This window comes from Kribbella sp. NPDC050820, assembly GCF_040653975.1.
In the GTDB taxonomy this organism is placed as follows: Bacteria; Actinomycetota; Actinomycetes; order Propionibacteriales; family Kribbellaceae; genus Kribbella.
Genome location: NZ_JBFAHB010000012.1, coordinates 46,957 through 68,538, shown reverse-complemented (window position 1 = coordinate 68,538; position 21,582 = coordinate 46,957). Strand labels below are relative to the sequence as shown.

The 21,582-nt window shown below is 69.8% G+C and carries 24 protein-coding genes; 17 read left to right on the top strand and 7 right to left on the bottom strand.

The annotated features are described in order from the left end of the window. The first annotated feature begins 135 nt into the window (after positions 1 to 135). The 13 genes from AB0H36_RS13710 (at position 136) to AB0H36_RS13650 (ending at position 12,138) form a co-directional block, all read left to right on the top strand. Positions 136 to 597: a hypothetical protein gene (locus tag AB0H36_RS13710; protein WP_360521338.1), complete on the top strand. Its 462-nt coding sequence runs from the start codon at positions 136 to 138 to the stop codon at positions 595 to 597. A gap of 164 nt (positions 598 to 761) precedes the next feature. Then, positions 762 to 1,382 carry a hypothetical protein gene (locus AB0H36_RS13705; protein WP_360521335.1) on the top strand — a complete coding sequence of 207 codons (621 nt, stop codon included), beginning with the start codon at positions 762 to 764 and terminating at the stop codon, positions 1,380 to 1,382. Beyond that, positions 1,382 to 2,185, top strand: a complete 804-nt coding sequence (locus AB0H36_RS13700) for a hypothetical protein (RefSeq protein ID WP_360521332.1) — start codon at positions 1,382 to 1,384, stop codon at positions 2,183 to 2,185. Before AB0H36_RS13705 ends, AB0H36_RS13700 begins: the two co-directional genes overlap by 1 nt. Before the next feature lie 76 nt (positions 2,186 to 2,261). Next, positions 2,262 to 3,572 (top strand): ATPase, T2SS/T4P/T4SS family, encoded by a 1,311-nt coding sequence (locus AB0H36_RS13695; RefSeq protein ID WP_360521329.1) that lies wholly within the window; start codon positions 2,262 to 2,264, stop codon positions 3,570 to 3,572. Positions 3,573 to 3,584: 12 nt separating this feature from the next. Further along, positions 3,585 to 4,487: a type II secretion system F family protein gene (locus AB0H36_RS13690; RefSeq protein ID WP_360521326.1), complete on the top strand. Its 903-nt coding sequence runs from the start codon at positions 3,585 to 3,587 to the stop codon at positions 4,485 to 4,487. Next, positions 4,487 to 5,407, top strand: coding sequence for a type II secretion system F family protein (locus AB0H36_RS13685; RefSeq protein WP_360521323.1), 921 nt, complete (start codon positions 4,487 to 4,489; stop codon positions 5,405 to 5,407). The genes AB0H36_RS13690 and AB0H36_RS13685 overlap by 1 nt, the downstream gene beginning before the upstream one ends. Positions 5,408 to 5,508: 101 nt before the next feature. Continuing rightward, positions 5,509 to 5,727 (top strand): hypothetical protein, encoded by a 219-nt coding sequence (locus AB0H36_RS13680; protein ID WP_132210455.1) that lies wholly within the window; start codon positions 5,509 to 5,511, stop codon positions 5,725 to 5,727. 5 nt (positions 5,728 to 5,732) lie between these two features. Further along, positions 5,733 to 6,146, top strand: coding sequence for a TadE/TadG family type IV pilus assembly protein (locus AB0H36_RS13675; RefSeq protein ID WP_360521320.1), 414 nt, complete (start codon positions 5,733 to 5,735; stop codon positions 6,144 to 6,146). An 8-nt stretch (positions 6,147 to 6,154) separates the two neighbouring features. Beyond that, a complete protein-coding gene (locus AB0H36_RS13670; protein WP_360521317.1) occupies positions 6,155 to 6,655 on the top strand; it encodes a TadE/TadG family type IV pilus assembly protein in 501 nt (166 codons plus the stop codon). Then, positions 6,645 to 7,373, top strand: a complete 729-nt coding sequence (locus AB0H36_RS13665; RefSeq protein ID WP_360521314.1) for a Tad domain-containing protein — start codon at positions 6,645 to 6,647, stop codon at positions 7,371 to 7,373. Before AB0H36_RS13670 ends, AB0H36_RS13665 begins: the two co-directional genes overlap by 11 nt. A gap of 19 nt (positions 7,374 to 7,392) precedes the next feature. Then, entirely contained in the window at positions 7,393 to 8,043 is a 651-nt protein-coding gene (locus AB0H36_RS13660; RefSeq protein ID WP_360521311.1) for a hypothetical protein, read from the top strand. 108 nt (positions 8,044 to 8,151) lie between these two features. Next, complete coding sequence (locus AB0H36_RS13655) at positions 8,152 to 9,084, top strand: hypothetical protein (protein ID WP_360521308.1); 933 nt, start codon at positions 8,152 to 8,154, stop codon at positions 9,082 to 9,084. Between the two features lie 33 nt (positions 9,085 to 9,117). Beyond that, entirely contained in the window at positions 9,118 to 12,138 is a 3,021-nt protein-coding gene (locus AB0H36_RS13650; RefSeq protein ID WP_360521305.1) for a BTAD domain-containing putative transcriptional regulator, read from the top strand. 91 nt (positions 12,139 to 12,229) lie between these two features. On the opposite strand, the gene AB0H36_RS13645 is transcribed toward AB0H36_RS13650, so the two are convergent. Then, positions 12,230 to 13,135 (bottom strand): neutral zinc metallopeptidase, encoded by a 906-nt coding sequence (locus AB0H36_RS13645; RefSeq protein WP_360521302.1) that lies wholly within the window; start codon positions 13,133 to 13,135, stop codon positions 12,230 to 12,232. A gap of 106 nt (positions 13,136 to 13,241) precedes the next feature. Here AB0H36_RS13645 and AB0H36_RS13640 point away from each other — a divergent pair, with 106 nt between their 5' ends. Together AB0H36_RS13640 and AB0H36_RS13635 are read left to right on the top strand one after the other, a co-directional pair. After that, entirely contained in the window at positions 13,242 to 14,840 is a 1,599-nt protein-coding gene (locus AB0H36_RS13640; protein WP_360521299.1) for an ABC-F family ATP-binding cassette domain-containing protein, read from the top strand. A 24-nt stretch (positions 14,841 to 14,864) separates the two neighbouring features. Then, positions 14,865 to 15,635 carry an enoyl-CoA hydratase/isomerase family protein gene (locus tag AB0H36_RS13635; protein ID WP_360521296.1) on the top strand — a complete coding sequence of 257 codons (771 nt, stop codon included), beginning with the start codon at positions 14,865 to 14,867 and terminating at the stop codon, positions 15,633 to 15,635. Between the two features lie 34 nt (positions 15,636 to 15,669). On the opposite strand, the gene AB0H36_RS13630 is transcribed toward AB0H36_RS13635, so the two are convergent. The 3 genes from AB0H36_RS13630 to AB0H36_RS13620 are packed head-to-tail and all read right to left on the bottom strand — an operon-like array spanning position 15,670 to position 16,929. After that, a complete protein-coding gene (locus AB0H36_RS13630) occupies positions 15,670 to 16,107 on the bottom strand; it encodes an SRPBCC domain-containing protein (protein WP_360521293.1) in 438 nt (145 codons plus the stop codon). A 13-nt stretch (positions 16,108 to 16,120) separates the two neighbouring features. Continuing rightward, positions 16,121 to 16,468 carry a helix-turn-helix domain-containing protein gene (locus AB0H36_RS13625; RefSeq protein ID WP_360521290.1) on the bottom strand — a complete coding sequence of 116 codons (348 nt, stop codon included), beginning with the start codon at positions 16,466 to 16,468 and terminating at the stop codon, positions 16,121 to 16,123. Continuing rightward, positions 16,465 to 16,929, bottom strand: coding sequence for an SRPBCC family protein (locus AB0H36_RS13620; protein ID WP_360521287.1), 465 nt, complete (start codon positions 16,927 to 16,929; stop codon positions 16,465 to 16,467). Before AB0H36_RS13620 ends, AB0H36_RS13625 begins: the two co-directional genes overlap by 4 nt. A gap of 129 nt (positions 16,930 to 17,058) precedes the next feature. Between AB0H36_RS13620 and AB0H36_RS13615 the strand changes: the two genes are divergently transcribed. Then, the gene (locus AB0H36_RS13615) at positions 17,059 to 18,963 is read left to right on the top strand and encodes an ABC transporter ATP-binding protein (protein ID WP_360521285.1); all 1,905 of its coding nucleotides are present in this window, start codon (positions 17,059 to 17,061) and stop codon (positions 18,961 to 18,963) included. Between the two features lie 34 nt (positions 18,964 to 18,997). Then, complete coding sequence (locus AB0H36_RS13610) at positions 18,998 to 19,174, top strand: hypothetical protein (protein ID WP_360521282.1); 177 nt, start codon at positions 18,998 to 19,000, stop codon at positions 19,172 to 19,174. Here the strand turns inward: AB0H36_RS13610 and AB0H36_RS13605 are convergent. From AB0H36_RS13605 to AB0H36_RS13595, 3 genes are all read right to left on the bottom strand, one after another. Continuing rightward, the gene (locus AB0H36_RS13605; RefSeq protein ID WP_360521279.1) at positions 19,171 to 19,674 is read right to left on the bottom strand and encodes a hypothetical protein; all 504 of its coding nucleotides are present in this window, start codon (positions 19,672 to 19,674) and stop codon (positions 19,171 to 19,173) included. The two genes, AB0H36_RS13610 and AB0H36_RS13605, sit on opposite strands and share 4 nt — an antisense overlap. 66 nt (positions 19,675 to 19,740) lie before the next feature. Further along, on the bottom strand, positions 19,741 to 20,499 hold the full coding sequence (gene uppS / locus AB0H36_RS13600) for a polyprenyl diphosphate synthase (protein ID WP_360521276.1): 759 nt from the start codon (positions 20,497 to 20,499) through the stop codon (positions 19,741 to 19,743). Next, on the bottom strand, positions 20,499 to 21,575 hold the full coding sequence (locus AB0H36_RS13595; RefSeq protein WP_360521273.1) for an ATP-dependent DNA ligase: 1,077 nt from the start codon (positions 21,573 to 21,575) through the stop codon (positions 20,499 to 20,501). The genes uppS and AB0H36_RS13595 overlap by 1 nt, the downstream gene beginning before the upstream one ends. Positions 21,576 to 21,582: the final 7 nt, after the last annotated feature.

Sequence of the window (21,582 nt, the reverse complement as noted above, 5' to 3'; positions counted from 1 at the left end):
ATCGCGACTCGGTGACCACCAGTTGTCACCGAGCCTCTGGTTTCCGGACGTTAGCAAACTTTCGGTTACTGGCCAGCCACTCAACTCATCCGAACTGTTAACGATTTACGCCTGTCGCCTCCTTACGATCGTCACATGACCGACCGGTTGGGAGCCTCTGAGTGGAGTGTCCCGGAGGCACGGAGCGTTGTGGCCCAGCTGCGATCCGTGGCCGAGCCTGGCCTGGAGTACGACGCTGTCGAGTTGTTCCTCGCTCTGTGTGACTACCTCGACCAGCTCCACGGTTCCCCCGGATTCGACCGGGTCCTGCCCGAGGCCGAGCGTTCCGGGCTGGCCGACGTCGTACGGCGGGTCCGGGGGCGGAGCGCCGTACCGGACGAGGACGGTGAGCGGCTGGTGCAGCCGGTCAACTCGGCCGTCACGCTGGCCGAGGGGCGCGTGCTCGCGGCGCACCTGGAGGCGGCCGACGGGTGGCAGCGCGAGCTCGGACTGGCGCTGCAGGGCCTGTTTAGCTATCTAGACCAGTTGTACGGCGAGCCGGGGTCGTTCACCGAGCTGCTCACGTCCGCGGAGCGGGACCGGGTCGCGAGCCGGTAACGGCACCGGACTCGTGGCGTGGATGGCACCTCGCTGCCATTACGGTAGGGCGCGTGAGTCTCTCCTCCTCCACGCGTACTTCCTCCCAAGGCACCCGCGGAGCGGGCAGATCGGCGGGCAGTGGTACAAACCGCCTGCCGAGCAGCCGGGAACGCCGCCCCGCCTTGGCCGCCCTCGCCGTCATCCTGATCCTGCTCGGCGCCGCCGGCTCCGCGCTGATCGCGGTGAACAGCGGCAACCGGTCCGACTTCGTCGCGATCTCGGCCGACAAACTCCAGCCCGGTCACAAGCTGGACCGCAAGGACCTGGCCCGCGGTGACCTGGCCGGCGCGACCGGCGCGCTGATCCCGTGGTCGGAAGCCGAGGACTACATCGGCCAGTACACGACGACCTGGCTCTACAAGGACCAGTTCGTCACCAAGGCCAACTTCACCAAGACCAAGCCGATCCCCTCCGGTGGCGCCCTGGTCGGCGTCACCTTGGAGGGCGGCCGGGCGCCGTCCGAAGGAATCGGGGTCGGCGACATCGTGTCGGTGATCCGGGTGCCGACCGCGAACCAGGACAGCCAGCAGGCCGCGCCACTGGTCGCCGCGGCCGAGGTGACCGCCAGTTCGGGCGGTATCGCGGACTCGAAGAACAACGCGAACACGCTGAACGTGACCATCCTGGTCCCGACCGAGAAGGCGACCGCCGTCGCGGCTGCTGCGGCGGCCAAGACCTTGGTGCTGACCGTGCTCAATCCGGGCACGCCGGCCGAGGTCTCCCGCACCGACGGAGACGGTTGATGGCACTGGTGGCACTGGCGAGCGCAAAGGGCTCGCCCGGGGTGACGACTGCCAGCCTCGTCTTCGGCGCGCTCTGGCCGCGGCAGGTGCTGCTGGCCGAGTGCGACCCGGCCGGCAGCGACGTGGCGATCCGGATGACCGCACCGGGCGGCACCCCGCTCAACTCCGACCGTGGTCTGGTCAGCCTGGCCGCAGCCAGTCGCAAGGGGCTCAGCGACGAGGTGATCCTCGCGCACAGCCAGCAGCTCGATGGTGGTCTCGATGTCATGCTCGGCGTGCGTTCACCCGAGCAGGTCGGCGGCATGGGCGGTCTGTGGCATCCGCTCGGCATCTCGTTCAACCAGATGCAGAACGGCGACGTACTGGCCGACTGTGGTCGCATCGGAGCGTCGTCCCCGCAGCTGCCCGTCGTGCAGTCCGCCCGCCTGGTCGTCCTCGTCTGTACGGCGACCGGCTCGTCGGTCGCGCATCTCCGCGAGCGCTTGTCGTCTTTGGTGCACCACGTCGACGCACAGCTCGGTGTGGTCGTGGTGGCCGACCCGAAGCGGCGGGACGGCGTCAAGCAGGTGTGGACCGTGCTGGACGCGATGTCCGTGCCGGTGCGGCACCGGTGGCACCTGGCCTACGACCCGGCCGGCGCGGCGTTCTTCGACGGGCGCGGTCACGGCCGGCTGGACAAGACCCAGCTGATCCGGTCCGCGACCGACATCACCGCGGAGATGGCCGCCATCGTCGCGGCGCCGCCGCCGGAGAACTTCGACATGGCGCACGCCGCTTTTCCACCGCAGGGTGATTGGCAGTGAGCGAGCGAAGCGAGGTCACCATCAAGCGCAGTGCGTCTCGTGTCTCATCGGCGCCCGGAGCGAAGCGAGGACGTCGATGAGCGCCGACCAGGAGCTGGTTCGGAAGCTGCGGGTGCAGGTCGCCGAGCGGCTGAACGAACAACGCCGGCGCGACCAGGTGAACGGCGTACCGCCGATGAGCGCCGAGGACGAGCGTGAGTACGCGCGCTCGCTGATCGTCCAGGTGCTCGAGGACCACGCGCGCTACGAGCTGGCCGAGGGCCGGACGCCGCCCACGCCCGACGACGACGCGCAGATCGCCGGCGCCATCCACTCGGCGCTGTTCGGGGTCGGCCGGCTGCAGCCGCTGATCGACGACCCCGACGTCGAGAACATCGACATCAACGGCTGCGACCAGGTGTTCGTCCAGTACGGCGACGGCCGCGAGGAGAACCCTGGTCCGGTCGCCGAGTCCGACGACGAGCTGGTCGAGCTGATCCAGGTGCTCGCCGCCCACGCGGGCCTCACCAGCCGGCCGTTCGACTCGGCCAACCCGCAGCTCGACCTGCGGCTGCCGGACGGCTCCCGGTTGTCCGCCGTCATGGGCGTCACGGCGCGACCGGCGGTCTCGATCCGGCGCGCCCGCCTGGGCCGGGTGTTCCTCAAGGACCTGGTTGCCAACGGCACCATGTCCGAGGACGTCGGCTCGTTCCTGCGGGCGGCGGTCGCGGCCCGCAAGAACATCATGATCGCGGGCGCGACGAACTCGGGGAAGACGACGCTGCTGCGTGCCCTGGCCAACGAGATCCAGCCGCACGAGCGGCTCATCACGGTGGAGCGCTCGCTCGAGCTCGGCCTGGGCGAGTTCAAGGACCTGCACCCGAACGTGGTCGCGTTCGAGGAGCGGCTGCCGAACTCCGAGGGCGTCGGCCAGGTCAGCATGGCCGACCTGGTCCGCCGGTCGCTGCGGATGAACCCGTCCCGGGTGATCGTCGGCGAGGTGCTCGGCGACGAGATCGTCACCATGCTGAACGCGATGAGCCAGGGCAACGACGGCTCGCTGTCGACGATCCACTCGAACAGCTCGATGGAGGTGTTCAACCGGATCAGCACCTACGCGATCCAGGCGATGGAGCGGCTGCCGATGGACGCCACCCAGATGCTGATCTCCGGCGCCCTCGACTTCGTGGTGTTCGTCCGCAAGCACAACGACTACCAGCGCGGCGGCGGCCTGAGCCGGTACATCGAGAGCATCCGCGAGGTCACCGGCTGGGACGGCCGGGTGCTGTCCGGCGAGGTGTTCGCGCCGGGTCCGGACGGGCGGGCGGCCGCGCACGCTCCGATCGCCTGCATGGACGAGCTCGAGTACTTCGGATACCAGCCGCTCGTGCACGGAACGTGGGCCTGAGGTGAGGCGGCGATGAACGACCGGACCCTGCTCGCACTGCTCTGCGGAGCGGTGGTCGGCGGCGCGCTCCTGCTGCTGGTCGTCGCCATCCGCGGCACCGTGCCCAAGGACGAGACACCGTCGCTGTTCCGCCGTGGCACCGGCGTCGAAGGGCGGAAGAACCTCGTCCGCCTCGGCACCGGGATCGGCGTTGGCCTGCTCGTCCTGGTGGTGACCCGCTGGCTCGTCCTCGCCGTCGCGCTCGGCCTGCTGGCCGCGATGGCCGACCGGTTCTTCGGCGGCACCGGCGAGGAACGCCGGGCGATCGAGCGGCTGGAGGCGCTGGCCACCTGGACCGAGGCGCTGCGCGACACCATCGCCGGCGCGGTCGGCCTCGAGCAGGCCATCCCCGCGACCGCGGTGAACGCCGCCCCGGCGATCAAGCCCGGCCTGAACCTGCTCGTCGACCGGCTGCGCATCCGCGAACCGTTGCCCTCGGCACTGATGCGGTTCGCCGACGACCTGAACGACCCGTCCGCCGACCTGATCGTCGCCGCCCTGGTGCTGAACGCCCGGCTGCGCGGTCCCGGTCTGCGTGAGGTGCTGACCGCGCTGGCCGACTCGGCCCGCGAGGAGCTCGACGTACGGCGGAAGGTCGCGGCCGAACGGCGGTCGACCCGGCGCTCGGTCCAGGTGGTCGTCGCGATCACGCTGCTGGTCGCGGCCGCGCTGGTGCTGTTCAACCCGACGTACGTCGCGCCGTACACCAGCTTCATCGGGCAGTTCGTGCTGTTCATCGTGATCGCGCTGTACGCGCTCGGGCTGGTCTGGCTGCGCAAGCTGGCCAAGATCGAGGTCCCGGAGCGGTTCCTGATCGGCAGTGCCGACAAGCGGGCCAAGCGGGCCGGCGACGACCGGATGGAGGTGGTGGGCTGATGACGTGGGCCTTCGTCACCGGTGGCCTGGTCGGCCTTGGCGCGTACCTGCTGGTGCGGATGTTCATCAAGCCGTCCGCGAACGTGCTGTCCACCATCGCCCGGATCGACGCCGGGCGGACCGGGTACGGCGGCGCCGCCACCCAGAGCGCGGCCGGCGAGAAGGTGCTCGGCGGTCTCGACCGGGCCCGCGAGTCGCTCGGCCGGCGGCTCGAGTTCGAGGCGAACGCCCGCGGCTGGGCGTTCGGCCGGCTGCGCCGCGACCTCGCGGTGATGAACCAGCCGTTCGCCGCGATGCTCGCGACCAAGGTGTTCTTCGCGCTCGGCGCGATGATCTTCATCCCGGTCGTGCTGTTCCTGTTCGCGATGCTCGGCCTCAGCGCCCCCGGCGCGACGCCGGCGATCGTCACGCTGGGCGCGATGGCGTTCGCGTTCTTCCTGCCCGACCTGGCGTTGCGGCAGGAGGCGGAGGCGCGGCGGCGCGACTTCCGGCACGTGGTCGGCAGCTTCCTGGACCTGGTCGCGATGAACCTGGCCGGCGGCCGCGGCCTGCCCGAGGCGCTGATGACCGCGTCCACGATCGGCGACCACTGGGCGATGGCCAGGATCCGGCAGGCGCTGGCGAACGCGCGGCTGATCGGCATCACGCCGTGGGACGCGATGGCCCGGCTGGGCGAGGACCTCGGCGTCGAGGAGCTCCGCGACCTCGCGTCGGCGCTGGCGCTGGCCGGTGACGAGGGCGCGAAGATCCGGGCCTCGCTGCTGGCCCGGGCGGCGTCGCTGCGCCGCAAGGAGCTCGCGGACGTGGAGGGCAAGGCGGGGGAGCGGTCGCAGTCGATGCTGGTCGCCCAGCTCGTCATGTGTGCCGCGTTCATGCTGTTCCTCGGTTTTCCGGCCGGGATCGCGATCCTCGGGAACTGAAACGGGTAAGGGCAACCTGGACGGATCCGTCGAGCGGAATGGTCCGTCGTACAGGGCATACTGAGGCCCGCACTGGGCCTCATGATCGGGAAGGCATACGGATGAACTCGGAACTGCAGTTCTGGCGCGCGATGGCCGGCTACGCGGTGGCGCGGGCCCACACCCAACGGGCCCGGGCTCGGCAGGGACGGACCCAGCTCGGCGCCTCGGCGCTGGAGTGGGCCATCATCTCGGCCATCCTGGTGGCCGCCGCGCTGGCGATCGGCCTGGTGGTCCGCCGCGTCATCGACAAGCGCACCGGCGAGATCGAGAACGGCTGATCCTGGTGCACCGGCGACGGTCCGAGGGAGGTGCGACCTCCCTCGAGCTGGCGATCCTGGCGCCGATGATCCTGGCGCTGATCTTCATGTCGATCCAGACGGCGCTGTGGCTGTACGGGCGGTCGGTCGCGCTGAACGCGGCGCAGGAAGGGGTCTCGCGCCTGCGCCTGGTCCAGCCGCCGGTGTACAACGAGGGCGTCGGCGAGCAGATCCGGGGCGACATCAAGGCGTACGCGCAGCAGCTCGGCGGGACCACGCTGCAGAACGCCGAGGTCGAGCCGCCGTCGTACAACAACCCCGAGGGGATGGTGTCGTTCACCGTGACCGGTGACACCGTCTCGCTGGTGCCGGGCCTGAAGCTGCACGTCGAGCGCACCGCGACCGGGCCGATCGAGCAGTTCGAGGCCGACGACAAGTGAGTGAGGACATGGAGCGGAAGCTGGGGGCCCGCCGACCGCCTCGGCACGCCCGCCCGACGGTGCGGTACATCCGCTCGGGCGGACGGCACCGGAAGCCGACGGAGCAGGGCACGATGGCTCTCGAGCTGGCCGTGCTGGCGCCGATCCTGCTGATCCTGTTCATGTTCCTGCTCGCCTGCGGCCGGTACTTCCAGACCTCCTCCCTGCTGGAGAGCGCGGCCCGCGACGGCGCCCGCTCGGCCAGCCAGGCGCGCTCACTGAGCGAGGCCCAGGGGTACGTCGACGACGCGGTGAACCGGACGATGGGCCAGGCGTTCAAGTCCTGCAAGGAGACCGCCAGCGGCACCATCACCACCCAGTTCGCCGCCGGCACGCCGTTGTCGGTCGAGGTCACCTGCACGATCGACTACCGCGACCTCGGCCTGCTCGGGATCGGCGGCGACACCACGATCACGAAGCGGTTCAGCTCCTCGGTCGACCCGTACCGCGGGGTGCGCGATGGCTCGTGAGCGCCGGTCCCGGGTGGCGGACTTCTTCCGGATCGATGCCCCGAGCAACCATCGGCGGACGATCGGCCGCGGTGCGCTGAGCCCGGCGGTGGCGATCCTGGCGGTGATGATCTTCACGCTGGCCGGCCTGGTGATCGACGGCGGCCGCCAGCTCGGCGCCCGGTCCCGGGCGGTCGGCTACGCGCAGGAGGCGGCCCGGGTCGGCGCCGCGAGCATCCAGCTGAACTCCGCCGAGGCGAAGATCGACACCGCCAAGGCGGCCACCGCGATCGCCGGGTTCTGCGCGCAGGTGTCGTCCAACGACCCGGCCGTGACCTCCTGCGGCCCGACCAGGCTGACCGACGAGCAGGTCGAGATCCGGGTTGCCCTGGACAACAAGACGACGTTCCTCGGCCTGATCGGCAAGACCAGCCTCAAGGCCAGCGGGATCGGCACCGCGCACGCCGAGCAGGGCATCAAGAAGGCCGACGAGAGCCCGACGATCCCGCCGATCGCCGTGCAGACCACGCGGGACGACCCGGGCGCGCCGATCACCACCGCGGTGCCGCCGACGCTCGACCTGCCGTGCCCGTCCTGGACGATCGGCTCGCCGACACCGACGTGGACCCTGGAGCCGCTGCCGTTCCCGAGGACCTGTACGCCGAGCATCACGCCGACTCCCGACCCGGAGAGCCCGCCGCCGTCGTCGACGCCGCCCACCAGCCCGCCGACCAGCTAGAGCCGAAGGAATGCCACCCGTGCGAAGCCTCGCCCTTCCCGCAGCCGTCCTGGCCGGCCTCCTCCTGCTGTCCGGCTGCGGCGGCGGCAACGAGAACGACGGCGGCCGCCCAGTCCCGGTCGACGGCCCCGGCGGCTCCGGTACGACGTCCGGGACGCCGTCCGGGACGCAGTCCACCCCGACAAGCGAGCCCAGCAGCCGGCCCTCGCAGTCGGCCGCCACAGCAGAGGCGAAGGCCCAGGTCATCATCAAGGCCGGGAACTACGCGTCCAATCCAGCCGTCCAAGGCCTCGTGTCCAGCTACCCGCTCTACTTCCAGGCGCTTGTCAGCAAGGACGACACGATCCTGAAGAAGCGGTTCCCCTCGTTCTTCTACGCGGATGTGTCGGAGGGGATCGTCGATGCCAAGCGCAACGGCTGGATCATGCGCCCGCCGGGGAGCGTCGTCGTGGTCGGCGCGCGCGGCCAGTCCGACGGCACTGTCCGGGTGCAGACCTGCCGCTCGCAGACCACGCAGTACTGGGACCCGAAAGCGCGGGCCTGGACCGTGGTAGCCCCGAAGGGCTCGCCTGAGGTGATCGAGATGATCAAGACCGGCATCGGCTGGCTGCCGTACCGGCTGGCGCCGTCGAAGGGTGTGAACTGTGCGCGAGTGAAGTATCCGGCCTAGGCCAGAAGGATCGAATTGAGATTCCGAATAGGTGACGGGGAATCGAGCACCGGGCATGATGCACCTGGTCGAAGATAATCTGCGGGTAGCCGAATCTGGGGAGTGAGGATGCAGAACCGAGTGGGCCGTGGACTTGTCGTCCTGAGCGCCGTACTCGCACTGGTCATGGCCGCACCGGCCACCACTGCCACCGCCGACACCATCCACAGCGGCACCACGGTCTGCAGCATGTACGTCAACTCGATCGGCTTCGGTGCCTACTGCAGCAACGGCGAGCCCTACCTGGGGAACGGGACCCCGCCGCCCACGTGGCAAGAGCGGCTGGGCGGCCGGCCGTTCATCCCGTGTCGCGACTTCCCCATTCCCGACGGCATCCAGCTTCCGCGGGCGCCGGAGGGAAAGAAGTGGGTGCTCCGGATCACGATCACCGACTACAAGCTCGACACGTACGACGGTGGTCCGACTGCCCACCTGGAGCGCGCCTACATTCCAGTGAGCCCGGAGGAGGAGGCGCAGTGCCCGTTCCCGGACTACATGGCGTACTTCTGGCGCGAGTTCAGGAGCAGCTACCCGGAGCCGGCGCTGGTGATCATGCCGACGTTCACGCCGCGGGTGAACGTGCCTGCCTTCTTCTCCCTGACCCGGGAGAGTTCGCGGGCGGAGGCAGCAGTGGGTGCGTTGAGTGGCTACATCAACCCGACTCACAACCTGACGATGCGGGGCCTGGTCGTCGCGATGAAAGTCGATCCCGGCGACGGGACGCCGCCGTTCGACTGCCTGATGGGTGCCACACCGCTCGACGATCCCGACGGGTATGACGAGAACCAGGACCCTTTCCACCAGATGAACACGTGCAAGCACACGTACAAGCGATCCAGCGCGAACCAGCCGGACGGCATGTACACGGTGAAGCTCACCATCACGTGGGAAGTGTCGTACTGGATCGGCAAGGACGCCGGCGGTTGGCACTCGATCGGTAAGGCCAACGTCAATGCGGTGCAGCGGTTGCCGGTGCAGGAAGTGCAGGCCATTGGTGGCTGAGGGTGGGGCAATGCGTGGGGGTATGGAGGAACGATGGTAAGGACGAATGAGCCGGTGCAGTCGGCACGCCTGCCGCAGCGACGGTCGGGGAGCCCGGGCGCGGACCGGCTGAAGGGTTTCGTCGCGCTGCTCGCGATCCTGGCGATCGTCGGCGGCGTCCCGTACGTCCTGCTGCGGTTCTTCGGCACGCCGTGGCCGGAGCAGGTCCCGAGCCGCGACGTGCTGTTCAGCGAGCTCAGCATCGACACCGTGCTCGGCATCCTCGCGTTCTTCATCTGGATCGCCTGGCTGCACTTCGTCGTCTGCCTGGTCGCGGAGGCGGTCGCGGAGATCCGCGGCCACGGCCTCTCGCCACGGATCCCACTCGGCGGCGGCTCGCAGGGCCTGGCTCGCCGGCTGATCTCCACCGTCGTCCTGATCGGCGCTGCCGCAAGTGTGAGCGTCCCGCTCGCGAGCGCCGCGACCACCCACAGCACCGGTGCCCCGACGGTCGCGACGGCGACGCAGGGCGGGGACCAGGAGTCGAAGAACACGTTCCGCCAGACCGAGTCGCGCAGCACGGTGCTCAGCGGCAACCAGGCCGGCACCACGCACACCGGCGTACGGACGAACAGCGACGACAAGGGCCAGGTGGTCAAGTACACCGAGGTCCGTCCGCCGCAGGGCCGCAACTACGACTGCCTGTGGGACATCGCCGAGCGGTACCTGGGTGAAGGCCGCCGTTACAAGGAGATCTACGAGCTCAACAAGAACAAGCTCCAGCCCGACGGCCGCCGGCTGACCAACCCGGACCTGATCCTGCCGGGCTGGCAGGTGCGGCTGCCCGCCGATGCCAAGGGCCCGGGGGTGCACACCGTCCGGGTGAAGATCGACGGCACCACCACGACCGTCAGCCAGGGAACCAAGACGACGCCGTCGACCGGAACCAAGACCTCCACCGGCACGAAGACGTCGACGGGGACCAAGACCACGACGGGTACGGCGTCGAAGACCGAGCCGGGGCCGGGGAACCGGTTCTTCGAGGGCCAGGCCACCGAGAAGGGCTCGTCGGTCATGATCGGCAGCGCGGGCCGGGACCCGGGCGCGAAGAACGTGAAGCCGGGCGAGCCGGGGATCTCGGTCGCCCCGCACGGTCCGGGCACCCAGTCCGAGCAGGGCGAACCGGCGGCCGGTGGCACGAAGGTGCCCGAGCCGGCTCCGGTCGCGGTGGAGGACGGCGGGATCAACGCCACCGAGGCCGGGATCTACGGCTTCGGCGCCACGCTGCTCGCGGCCGGCCTCGCGCTTGCGCTGCGCCGCCGCCGCGGCTGGGCACAGGGCCCCGGTCCGAAGGCGGCCGGGCACCGGCAGACGGAGATCGGGCTGCGGCTCGCCTCCGACATCCCGACCGCCACCTTCGTCGACAACGCGCTGCGCCAGCTCGGCGCGGACATGACCCAGGCGAGCCGGCCGATGCCGAAGGTCGTCGCCGCGCTGGTGACCGACCGCGCGCTGACGCTCGTGCTCGACCCGTACGAGGCGCAGACGCCGCCGCCCGCGCCGTGGCAGGTCATTGCCGACGGCACCCGCTGGACGCTGCGCCGGGCCTACGCACCGACCACGGACGTGACGGCGCCGGCGCCGTACCCGACGCTGGTGACGATCGGGCGGAACGCGGACGGCGCGACCGTGCTGGTCGACCTCGACACCGCGAACGGCATCGTCAGCTTCGGCGGGGTCAACAACCCGTCCCGGGACGTGGTCGGCTCGCTCGCGGTCGAGCTGGCGACCAACCTGTGGTCCGAGGGCGCGCACGTCAGCATGGTCGGGTTCGGTGACGACCTGTCCGCGCTGTCGCCGAGCCGGCTGAGCTACTGGGTGCGGCTCGACGACGCGATCGCCGAGGTCACCCGCCGTACCGAGGCGCAGGTCCAGGCCTGTGCGCGACGCAACCTGGAGTCGGTGGCCGAGGCCCGGATGGCGCACCCGGACGCGGCGATGTGGGGTGCGGAGATCATCTTCGTGTCGGCGCCGCCGTCGCCGGCCGAGCAGGACCAGCTGAACCGGCTGGCCGCGGACCACAAGCGCACCATCGCCGTAGTGGTGGTCGGCGACGTGATCGCCTCGCCGTGGCGGTTCGTGGTGGACGAGAAGAACCAGGCCGTCTGCCGGCTGCTCGGCCTCGAGGTCGATGCCCACAGCATCGATCCCGCCCAGTTCGCGGACCTGGTCGCGCTGTTCGAGGCGGCCGAGTCGGACTCGCTGGACAAGCGCCGGGCCGAGCAGGACATGCCGGCGTACGAGTTCTCCACCACCGACCTGAGCCAGCCGGCGCCGGTCGAGGTGGACCTGCTCGGGCCGGTCGAGGTGGACGCTCGCGGCACGATCGACGAGGGCCGCGTGCAGCTGTCGTCCGAGATCGTCGCGTTCCTGGCCAGCCAGGACTACGGCGTGCACCCGAACGTGCTGGCCGGCGCGATCTGGCCGCGGGGCATCAGCGAGGAGCTCCGGGACGCGGCGCTCGAGCACACCCGCCGCTGGGTGGGTGTGGACGCGATGTACGCCGACGAGTCCGGACGCTGGATGCTGAACCGCAGCGTCGTACGGGTCGACTGGGACGTGTTCCGCACGCTGGCCAAGCAGGCGACGATGATGGACGACCCGCGTGGTCCGCTGTCGACGGCGCTGAGCCTGGTGCACGGCCCGGCCTGGTCGGACCTGCCGGCCGGTCGGTACTCGTGGCTCGCTGCGTCGGGCATCGAGCGCCGGATGGCCGAGGCAGTCGTCGACGCCGCGCTCAAGCTGGCCGAGGCCTCGCTGCGGTACAACGACGGCAACCTGGCCCGCACGTCCCTGCAGACCGGCCTGAGCTTCTCGCCGGCCTCGGAGGAGCTGTGGCGAGCCACGCTGCGCCTGGCCTCGCACTTCGGTACGCCGGCCGACGTCACCAACGTGGCGTCGCAGATGTACGCCGCGCTCGCCAAGCACGGCGGCCCCCGCGGCCCCGAAGCCGAGACCGACGCCCTCGTCGACGAACTCCTCCCCGGCTACCACCGCCCAGCCGCCGTCGCCTGACCCACAACCCGCCGCACTCGGGGTTGCCCACTGAGGTTGGGGGTTGCCCACTGGGAATTTCAGTGGGCAACCCCCGAAGTCAGAGGGCAGGTCAGAGGGTGTCGGCGGACCAGGTGTCGCAGGCGGTCATGTCGCCGGAGTCCATGCCGGTCTTGAACCAGCGCATCCGCTGCTCGGCGGTGCCGTGGCTGAAGCTCTCGGGGTTGACCTGGCCCTGGGTCTTCGACTGGATCCGGTCGTCGCCGACGGACGCGGCGGCGTCGAGGCCGCGCTCGATGTCGTCCTGGGTGAGGCCGCTGATGAAGGTGTCGCCGTCCGCGTCCGGGACGGTGGTGGCGTGGTTGGTCCAGATGCCGGCGAGGCAGTCGGCCTGGAGCTCGGAGCGGACCGCGTCGGAGGTAGGCCCGTTGCGGATCTTGATCCGGCCCAGGATGCCGTACAGGTTCTGCACGTGGTGGCCGTACTCGTGCGCGACGACGTACGCCTCGGCGAAGTTGCCGCCCTTGGCGCCGAGCTCGGTCTGCAGGGTCTGGAAGAACCCGAGGTCGAGGTACACGCGCTTGTCGCCGGGGCAGTAGAACGGCCCGACCGCGCTGGTGGCCGGACCGCACGCGGTGTTCACCGAGCTGTCGAAGACGCGCATCGGCGCCCGGGTGTACTTCTTGCCGCGGCGCGGCAGCTCGGACGCCCAGAAGCCCTCGATCGAGTTCTGGTAGAACACGAACCGGCAGTCCGGGTTGTTCTGCAGGTCGGTGCCCTTCCTGCACGAGTCCAGGTTCCCGGCGGCGGTGTTGCGGACGGTGGGCTCCTCGCTGCCGCCGCCTCCGCCCGGCAGGCCGCCGTTCAGCAGCAGGATGACCACGAGCAGGATGATGCCGCCGATTCCGCCGCCGATCGGGATCGTGCCGCCGGGCAGCAGACCGCCGCCGCCTCCGCCACTACCACGAGTGTCCTCGACACCGCTGGTGTCGAGATCCGCATCCGGGTTGAATTTCACAGCACTTAGACTAGACGTGAGTGCGGGGGATTCAGCCGTGTCGTGACGCAGCGCCGCCGATCCGCCACCGACCGATCCCACGAGCTTGAGGACGCCTGCCACCGCGATGATCACTGTCTCCAGCCTCGAGGTCCGCGTGGGCGCCCGTCAGCTGCTCGCCCCCGCCTCGTTCCGGGTCGGGCCGGGTGACAAGGTGGGCCTGGTCGGCCGCAACGGCGCCGGCAAGACCACGCTGACCAAGATCCTGGCCGGTGAGGGCCTGCCGGCCAGCGGCTCGGTCAGCTCGTCGGGCGAGATCGGCTACCTTCCGCAGGACCCGCGCACCGGCGACCTCGAGGTCCTCGCGCGGGACCGGATCCTGTCCGCCCGCGGCCTGGACGACGTCGTACGGCGGTTGCGCAGCGCCGAGAAGTCGATGGCCAGCGCGGACGAGAAGACCCGCGCCAAGGGCATGCGGCGGTACGAGCGCGCCGAGGCCGACCTGCACGCCGCCGGCGGCTACGCGGCCGAGTCGGAGGCGGCCCGGATCGCGGCGAACCTCGGGCTGCCGGACCGGGTGCTGGGCCAGCCGCTGAGCACGCTGTCCGGTGGTCAGCGCCGCCGGGTCGAGCTGGCCCGGATCCTGTTCTCGCAGGCGGAGACGCTGCTGCTGGACGAGCCGACCAACCACCTGGACGCGGACTCGATCGTCTGGCTGCGCGACTTCCTGAAGTCGTACGCCGGTGGCGTGATCATGATCAGCCACGACGTCAACCTGCTCGAGGAGACCGTCACCCGGGTCTTCCACCTGGACGCGAACCGCGCCGAGATCGACGTCTACAACGTCGGCTGGAAGGCGTACCTGACCCAGCGCGAGACCGACGAGCGGCGGCGCAAGCGCGAGCGGGCGAACGCGGAGAAGAAGGCCGGCCAGCTGGTCGACCAGGCGAACAAGATGCGCGCCAAGGCGACCAAGGCGACCGCGGCCCAGCAGATGCTGCGCCGGGCCGAGCGGCTGATGTCCGAGCTCGAGGGCGAGCGCAAGGCCGACCGGGTCGCGAAGATCGCGTTCCCGACGCCGGCGCCGTGCGGCAAGACGCCGTTGATGGCGCGGGAGCTGTCCAAGTCCTACGGCTCGCTGGAGATCTTCACCGACGTCGACCTGGCGATCGACCGCGGCTCGCGGGTCGTCGTCCTCGGGCTGAACGGCGCCGGGAAGACCACGCTGCTGCGGATCCTGGGCGGGATCGAGAAGTCGGACACCGGCGAGGTGATCGACGGGCACGGCCTCAAGCTCGGGTACTACGCGCAGGAGCACGAGACCCTGGACGTGAACCGGACCGTCCTGGAGAACATGAAGACCGCGGCGCCGGACCTCAACGAGACGCAGGCCCGCAGCGTGCTCGGTTCCTTCCTGTTCACCGGGGACGACGCGGACAAGCCGGCCCGGGTGCTGTCCGGTGGCGAGAAGACCCGGCTCGCGCTGGCGACCCTGGTCGTCTCGGCGGCCAACGTGCTGCTGCTCGACGAGCCGACCAACAACCTGGACCCGGCGTCCCGGGCCGAGGTGCTGAACGCGATCCGCTCGTACGCCGGCGCGATCGTGCTCGTCACCCACGACGAGGGCGCCGTCGAGGCGCTCGAGCCGGAGCGCGTCCTGCTGCTCCCGGACGGCGTCGAGGACCTCTGGACGAACGAGTACGCCGACCTGATCTCGCTGGCGTAGTTACTCCAGAGTATCTTCCTCCGTATGACGGACTTGGGACTGCGGTTGACGGTGGACGGGCCGGTCGCACGGGTCGTGCTGGACCGGCCGGAGGTGCGCAACGCGCAGACTCCGGCGATGTGGCGAGCCTTGGCCGACTTCGGTACGGCGCTGCCGCCCGAGGTGCGCGTGGTCGTCGTGTCGGGGGAGGGGCCCTCGTTCTCGGCCGGCCTCGACCGGCGGCTGATCATGGGCGAGAACGCCGACGGCGAGGAGCCGCTGCTCGCGCTCGGCGCGAAGCCGGCCGCCGAGGTGCACGAGACGATCGCCGGGTTCCAGGCGGGGTTCGCCTGGCTGCGGCGTCCTGAGATCGTCAGCATCGCGGCGGTGCAGGGCCACGCGGTCGGCGCCGGGTTCCAGCTCGCGCTGGCGTGTGACCTCCGCGTGGTCACGCCGGATGCTCGCTTCAGCATGCGTGAGCCCGCGCTCGGCCTGGTGCCGGATCTGGGTGGCACGCAGCCGCTCGTCCAGTTGGTCGGCTACTCCCGGGCGCTCGAGATCTGCGCGACGTCCCGGTGGGTCGAGGCCGCCGAGGCGAAGGAGCTCGGCCTGGCGAACATCGTCGTACCGGCCGAGGAGCTGGCCGGCACGGTGAAGGACCTGTCGGACGCACTGCTGGCTCCGCTGCCTGGCGCGGTCCGGGAGACGAAGGCGTTGCTCCTGGGCGCTGCAGACCGAGGCTACGAGGAGCAGCTGAAGGCCGAGCGCGAGGCCCAGGAGCGTCGCCTCAAGGAGCTTCTGGCAAGCCTGGGTTAGGCGTCCTGAGTCGGAGGTCCTCCGACTCAGGACACTACGGCCAGTTGCTGATCTCCACGTCGTTCGGCGAGGGGTCGCCCTTGCCGGTCTCGACGTACTTCTTCAGGCTCAGCAGGAAGCTGGCCCACTTGGTGCTGCAGTGGTGCATGAACTCGACCGGTTCCTTCCAGCCCTCGTGCTTGAAGACGACGATCGCCCAGTCGTCGACCTGGGAGAGCTCGAACCCGACGTGCGTGCCGATCCACTCGTCCGGTCCGTCGACGACCTCCCACCGGACGAGCTCGCCGGCCTTCGACTCCAGGACCTTCATGTCGAAGCCTTCGCCGCCCGCGCCGGCGAACCGGAACTTGATCACCCCGTCGATGCCGGGGTCGCCCTGCGTGTCCTCGGTCCACCAGCCGGCCAGTCCGTCGATGGTGGTGAGGGCTTCGGAGACGTCGTCGAGGGATGCCCGGGCCCCGATTCTGTGCAAGATGTCGACCATTTCACGTGCCTTTCTGATGTCTTTGGGTGTGGATGGCCTCCGCCATCCGCTTGATCCGCTGGAGCCGGCCGTCCCATGCGTCGCGGACGGTCGACAGCTGTGCGACCGCGCGGGCGAGTTGGGCCTCGTCGACCGTGTACAGGCGTTCCCGGCCGGAAGGGGTGACCTGGACCAGGCCGACCCGGTCGAGGACGCCGAGGTGCTTGGCGACCGCCTGCCGGGTGACCGGCAACTGGTCGCTCAGGCTGGTCGCCGTACCGCCGTTGCCGGCCAGCAGTAGGTCGAGCATTCGCCGCCGGGTCGGGTCGCCGACGGCCGACCAGAGGTCGTCGTCGATGGCGACGTTCATGGCGTCGACACCAGCCGGTCGACGTACGGCGTGAGGCGGGGGAGGAAGTAGTCCCAGCCGGTGATGTGGTCGCGGTACACCTCGTCGGGGGCGGCCGACTCGTCGAACCCGGTCTCGGAGAACCGCAGCAGCGTGCCCGCACCCACCGGGACCAGGTCGAACGTCACGAGCAAGGAGTTCGCCGTGGTCGCGACCGCATCCAGCTCGTACGCCCACCGGAAGCTGAACCGCCGTGGCGGGTCCGCCTCCAGGACCGTCAGCGGAACGACCTTCCCGTCCGGCCGGTTGGTGAACGAGACGGTGCCGGTTGCGCCGGGCGCCCGCTCGTACTCCGCCTCGTCCGGCCACCACTCGCGCAGGTGCTCCGGCATGCTGATGACCTCGTAGACCACCTCCGGTGCGGCGTCGATGTGGATCTCCCGGTCAATGCTGCGCTGCGCCATCCCACGTCTCCTCGTCATCCCGCAACCTTTGGTTGCACATGACTGTACGGCGCTCGTCGCCGATGTGCAACCATTGGTTGCTCGAAGGAAGTTCGGGACGTGACCGCGTGTTGTCACCGTTGACGAGAAGAGCAGGGAGGGAACCGGATGTCGGGAATGCGGCCCATGGGCGGTGGGATGCCCGGAGGTATGGGCGCCTACGGCTGGCGGCGGCAGGACGCGTCGGTGGCCGGCCAGAAGCTCGCCAAGGGCACGTTGCGGCGGATCCTCCGGTTCGCCCGGCCGTACCGGTGGCACATCACGCTGTTCCTGCTGCTCGTGATCGTGTCGGCCTTCCTGGTGATCGCGTCGCCGTTGCTGTTCAAGAAGATCGTCGACGACGGCATCGGCAAGGGCGACGCCGGCCTGGTCACCGCGCTGGCTCTGGTGGTCGCGCTGCTCGCAGTGTTCGAGGCGGTGCTCGGCCTGATCCAGCGGTGGTTCTCGGCCCGGATCGGTGAGGGTCTGATCTTCGACCTGCGGACCAAGGTGTTCGAGCACGTCCAGCAGATGCCGGTCGCCTTCTTCACCCGGACCCAGACCGGCGCGCTGGTGTCGCGGCTGAACAACGACGTGATCGGCGCGCAGCAGGCGTTCACCTCGACGCTGTCCGGCGTGGTGTCGAACATCATCAGCCTGATCCTCGTGGTCGGCGCGATGCTGGTCCTGAGCTGGCAGCTGACCGTGGTGGCCATCCTGCTGCTGCCCGTGTTCCTGATCCCGGCACGCATCCTCGGCCGCCGGCTCGCCGCGATGACGCGCGAGCAGATGCAGCTGAACGCGGACATGTCGACCGCGATGACCGAGCGGTTCAGCGTCGGGGGAGCGATGCTGGTGACGCTGTTCGGCAAGCCGGAGATCGAGAACGAGGGCTTCGGTGAGCGAGCCGGGCGGGTCCGCGACCTGGGTATCCGGATCGCGATGCTCGGCCGGGTGTTCTTCACCGCGCTGACCCTGGTCGCCGCGCTGGCCACGGCCCTGGTGTACGGCGTGGGTGGCAACCTCGCGGTCCGCGAGGTGCTGACCGTCGGGACCTTGCTGGCGTTGGTCGCGCTGCTCGGGCGGCTCTACGGTCCGCTGACTGCGCTCTCGAACATCCGCGTCGACGTGATGACCGCGCTGGTCTCCTTCGAGCGCGTGTTCGAGGTCCTCGACCTGGAGCCGATGATCAAGGACGCGCCCGGCGCGAAGCCGTTGCCGGCCGACGCCGCGAGTGTCGAGTTCGACCATGTCGCCTTCTCGTACCCGACGGCCGACCAGGTGTCGCTGGCCAGCCTGGAGTCCGTGGCCGTGCTGGACAAGCGCGTGTCCGCGCAGGTTCTCGAGGACGTCAGCTTCGTCGTTCGCCCCGGTCAGATGGTCGCGCTGGTCGGGCCGTCCGGCGCCGGCAAGACCACGATCACGAACCTGGTCGCGCGGCTGTACGACGTCTCAGGTGGAGCGGTCCGGGTCGGCGGGAGCGACGTACGGGATGTGACGTTGCAGTCGCTGCACGACGCGGTCGGCTACGTGACGCAGGACGCGCACATGTTCCACGACACGATCCGGGCCAACCTCGCCTACGCGAAGCTGGATGCCACCGACGAGGAGATGGTCGAGGCGCTGAAGTCGGCGCAGATCTGGGAGCTGGTGTCGTCGTTGCCCGACGGGCTGGACACCGTGGTCGGGGATCGCGGTCACCGGTTGTCCGGTGGTGAGCGGCAGCGGCTGGCGATCGCCCGGTTGTTGCTGAAGGCACCGCGCATCGTCGTACTGGACGAGGCCACTGCGCATCTCGACTCGGAGTCCGAGGTGGCCGTGCAGCGGGCTCTGGACACGGCACTGGAGGGGCGTACGTCGCTGGTGATCGCGCACCGGTTGTCGACGGTGCGGAACGCCGACCTGATCCTGGTGGTTGACCACGGCAACATCGTCGAGCGGGGCACGCACGAGCAGTTGCTGGCACAGAACGGCGAGTACGCCGACCTGTACCGCACCCAGTTCACGGAGTCCGGGACCGCGGCGAATGTCTAGGGGTACCGTGAGCTTGAGGTAGGGGAGGGGCGCGATGATCAAATTGGCGCTGGTTCTGGCGGCCGGCTACGCGGGTTTCAAGGTCGCCTACCACTCCGAGGACGGCCGCCACTACGGGAAAGTCGGCGAGAAGACTCTGCGCACAACCCTCTCCCTGGTGATCGCCGGCCTCGCGGCCGGCGTCACCTACGCGGCGCTGCTACCGCACTAGTTGCTGGCCGCCTTCTGCGGGTCGTGCTCCAGCAGGTGCAGGACCGGGACCCGGAGATGCCGTCGGGCGGAATTGGTCCAGTCCAGGTGGAAGAACTCGGCGACGACGTGGGAGCGGGTCAGGATGATGACCTCCTGCGCGTTCACCTGGTCGACGGTGGCGATCAGGGCGTCGATCGGACGGTCGTGGGAGATCCCGCCGTCCGCGTGCTGGCTCAGGTCGCGCAGGCGTTGCACGCTGCGGCCGGTGCAGCCCTTCGCCTCGGTGTCGATCGCCTTCTGCGCCTCGGCCAGGTCCTGGCGCTGGGTGGCGAGCCCGGGTCCGTAGAGGTCGGCGGTCCCGAGGGCGCTGATGGACGCCTCCACTCCGGCCTCGGCGTTGTGGCACGGCACGAGCACGTGGTACTTGACCGGCTCGGGCATGTCCTGGTGCAGTTCGACGACGCGTTTCGCGTCCGGCTCGGACAGTTCCTGCTCGACGAGCAGTACGACGTCGTACATCTCGCAACCTCCGGTTCGTACCAGTCGGTATACCCCCATGATGCCCCTACGACGGCCGTTTGACCGTCAACTGCATCGATCCAGTTTCCGCCTTCCGTACGTCCTCAGCGCCCGCAGCAGGTCGACCTCCCGAAAGGCCGGCCAGTACAGGTCGCAGAACACGATGTCGGACCCCGTCGTCTGCCACAACAGGAAGTCCGACATCCGCAACTCACCGCTGGTTCTGATCACCAGTTCGGGGTCGGGCAACTCCGGGAGGTACAGGTGCCGGCGGATGTCGTCCTCGGTCAGGCCGTCGGCAACGTCCGACAGTGAGCGGCCTGATTCGGCTGCCTCGTCCAGGAGGGTGCGGACGGCGTTCAGGAGTTCGCCGCGGCCGCTGTAGCCGATTGCGATGGTCAGGTCGCCTGCGTCGGCGCGGTCGCGGGTCGCCTCGACTGCCTCCTTCAAGGCGGTGGCCGTTGACGAGGGCAACAGATCGAGCTGTCCTGCGACATGCAGCCGCCAGCGGTGGTCGCGTCGTACGTGGTCGGCGATCACGGTCTCGGCGAGCTGCATCAGGTAGTCGACCTCGGCCGAGTCCCGGCGGCGGAGGTTGTCGGCGGACGCCACCCACGCGGTGACACAGCTGATCCCGGCCGCGCGACTCCACTCGAGGAACGTCTCCAGGTGTTCGGCGCCGAAGCGGTGGCCCTGTCGCACGTCGTCGTACCCGGCCTGGCGGGCCCAGCGGCGGTTGCCGTCCATCACGATCGCCACGTGCTGCGGCATCGGGAGGCCGGCGAGCTGGCGGCGCAGCGCGCGGGTGTAGAGGCGGTGGAGCATCAGGTGGTTGCGCTCGTCAGTACGTCGGCGAGGTCGAACTTCACCGGCTCCTCGAGTTGCTCGTAGGTGCAGGACTCCGGCGTGCGATCCGGGCGCCAGCGGACGAACTGCGCGGTGTGCCGGAACCGGATGCCCTCCATGTGGTCGTACCGGACCTCGACCACGAGCTCGGGCCGCAGCGGGGTGAACGAGAGGTCCTTCCCGGCCTGCCAGCGGCTGCCTTCCGCGTTCCGCGGCGTCCGGACACCTTCCTCCTGCTTCGCCCACGCCCACGGATGCTCGTCGAACGTGGTGACCAGCGGCTGCATCTCCTGGAAGAGCTCCTTACGCCGCTCCAGCGGGAACGCGCCGATCACGCCGACGCTGGCGAGCGTGCCGTCGTCGTTGTAGAGCCCGAGCAGCAGCGAGCCGATCCGGTCGGGGCCGCTCTTGTGCAGGCGGTACCCGGCGACCACGCAGTCGGCGGTGCGCTCGGGCTTCACCTTGAACATCACCCGCTTGTCCGGCTGGTAGATCCCGTCGAGCGGCTTCGCGATCAGCCCGTCCAGCCCGGCGCCCTCGAACTGCTCGAACCACTGCCCGGCCGTGGCGTGGTCGGTCGTGGCCGGGGTGACATGGATCGGCGCCTCGACGTCGGCGAGCGCCTCGAGGAGCGCCGTACGACGTTCGCTGAACGGGCGCTCGGTGTAGTCCTCGTCGCCGAGGGCCAGCAGGTCGAACGCGACGAACCGGGCCGGAGTCTTCTCCGACAGCATGTTCACCCGGCTCGCGGCGGGGTGGATCCGCTGCTGCAGCACCTCGAAGTCGAGCCGGTCGCCGGACTCGCCGATCACGATGATCTCGCCGTCGATCGCGCACCGCTCCGGCAGGTTCGCCTTCACCGCCTCGACGAGCTCGGGGAAGTACCGGGTCATCGGCTTCTCGTTCCGGCTGCCGATCTCCACCTCGTCCCCGTCGCGGAAGATGATCGAGCGGAACCCGTCCCACTTCGGCTCGTAGCTCAGCGAGCCCCGCGGAATCTCCTTGACCGGCTTGGCCAGCATCGGCTTCACCGGCGGCATGATCGGCAGTCGCATTCCGCCA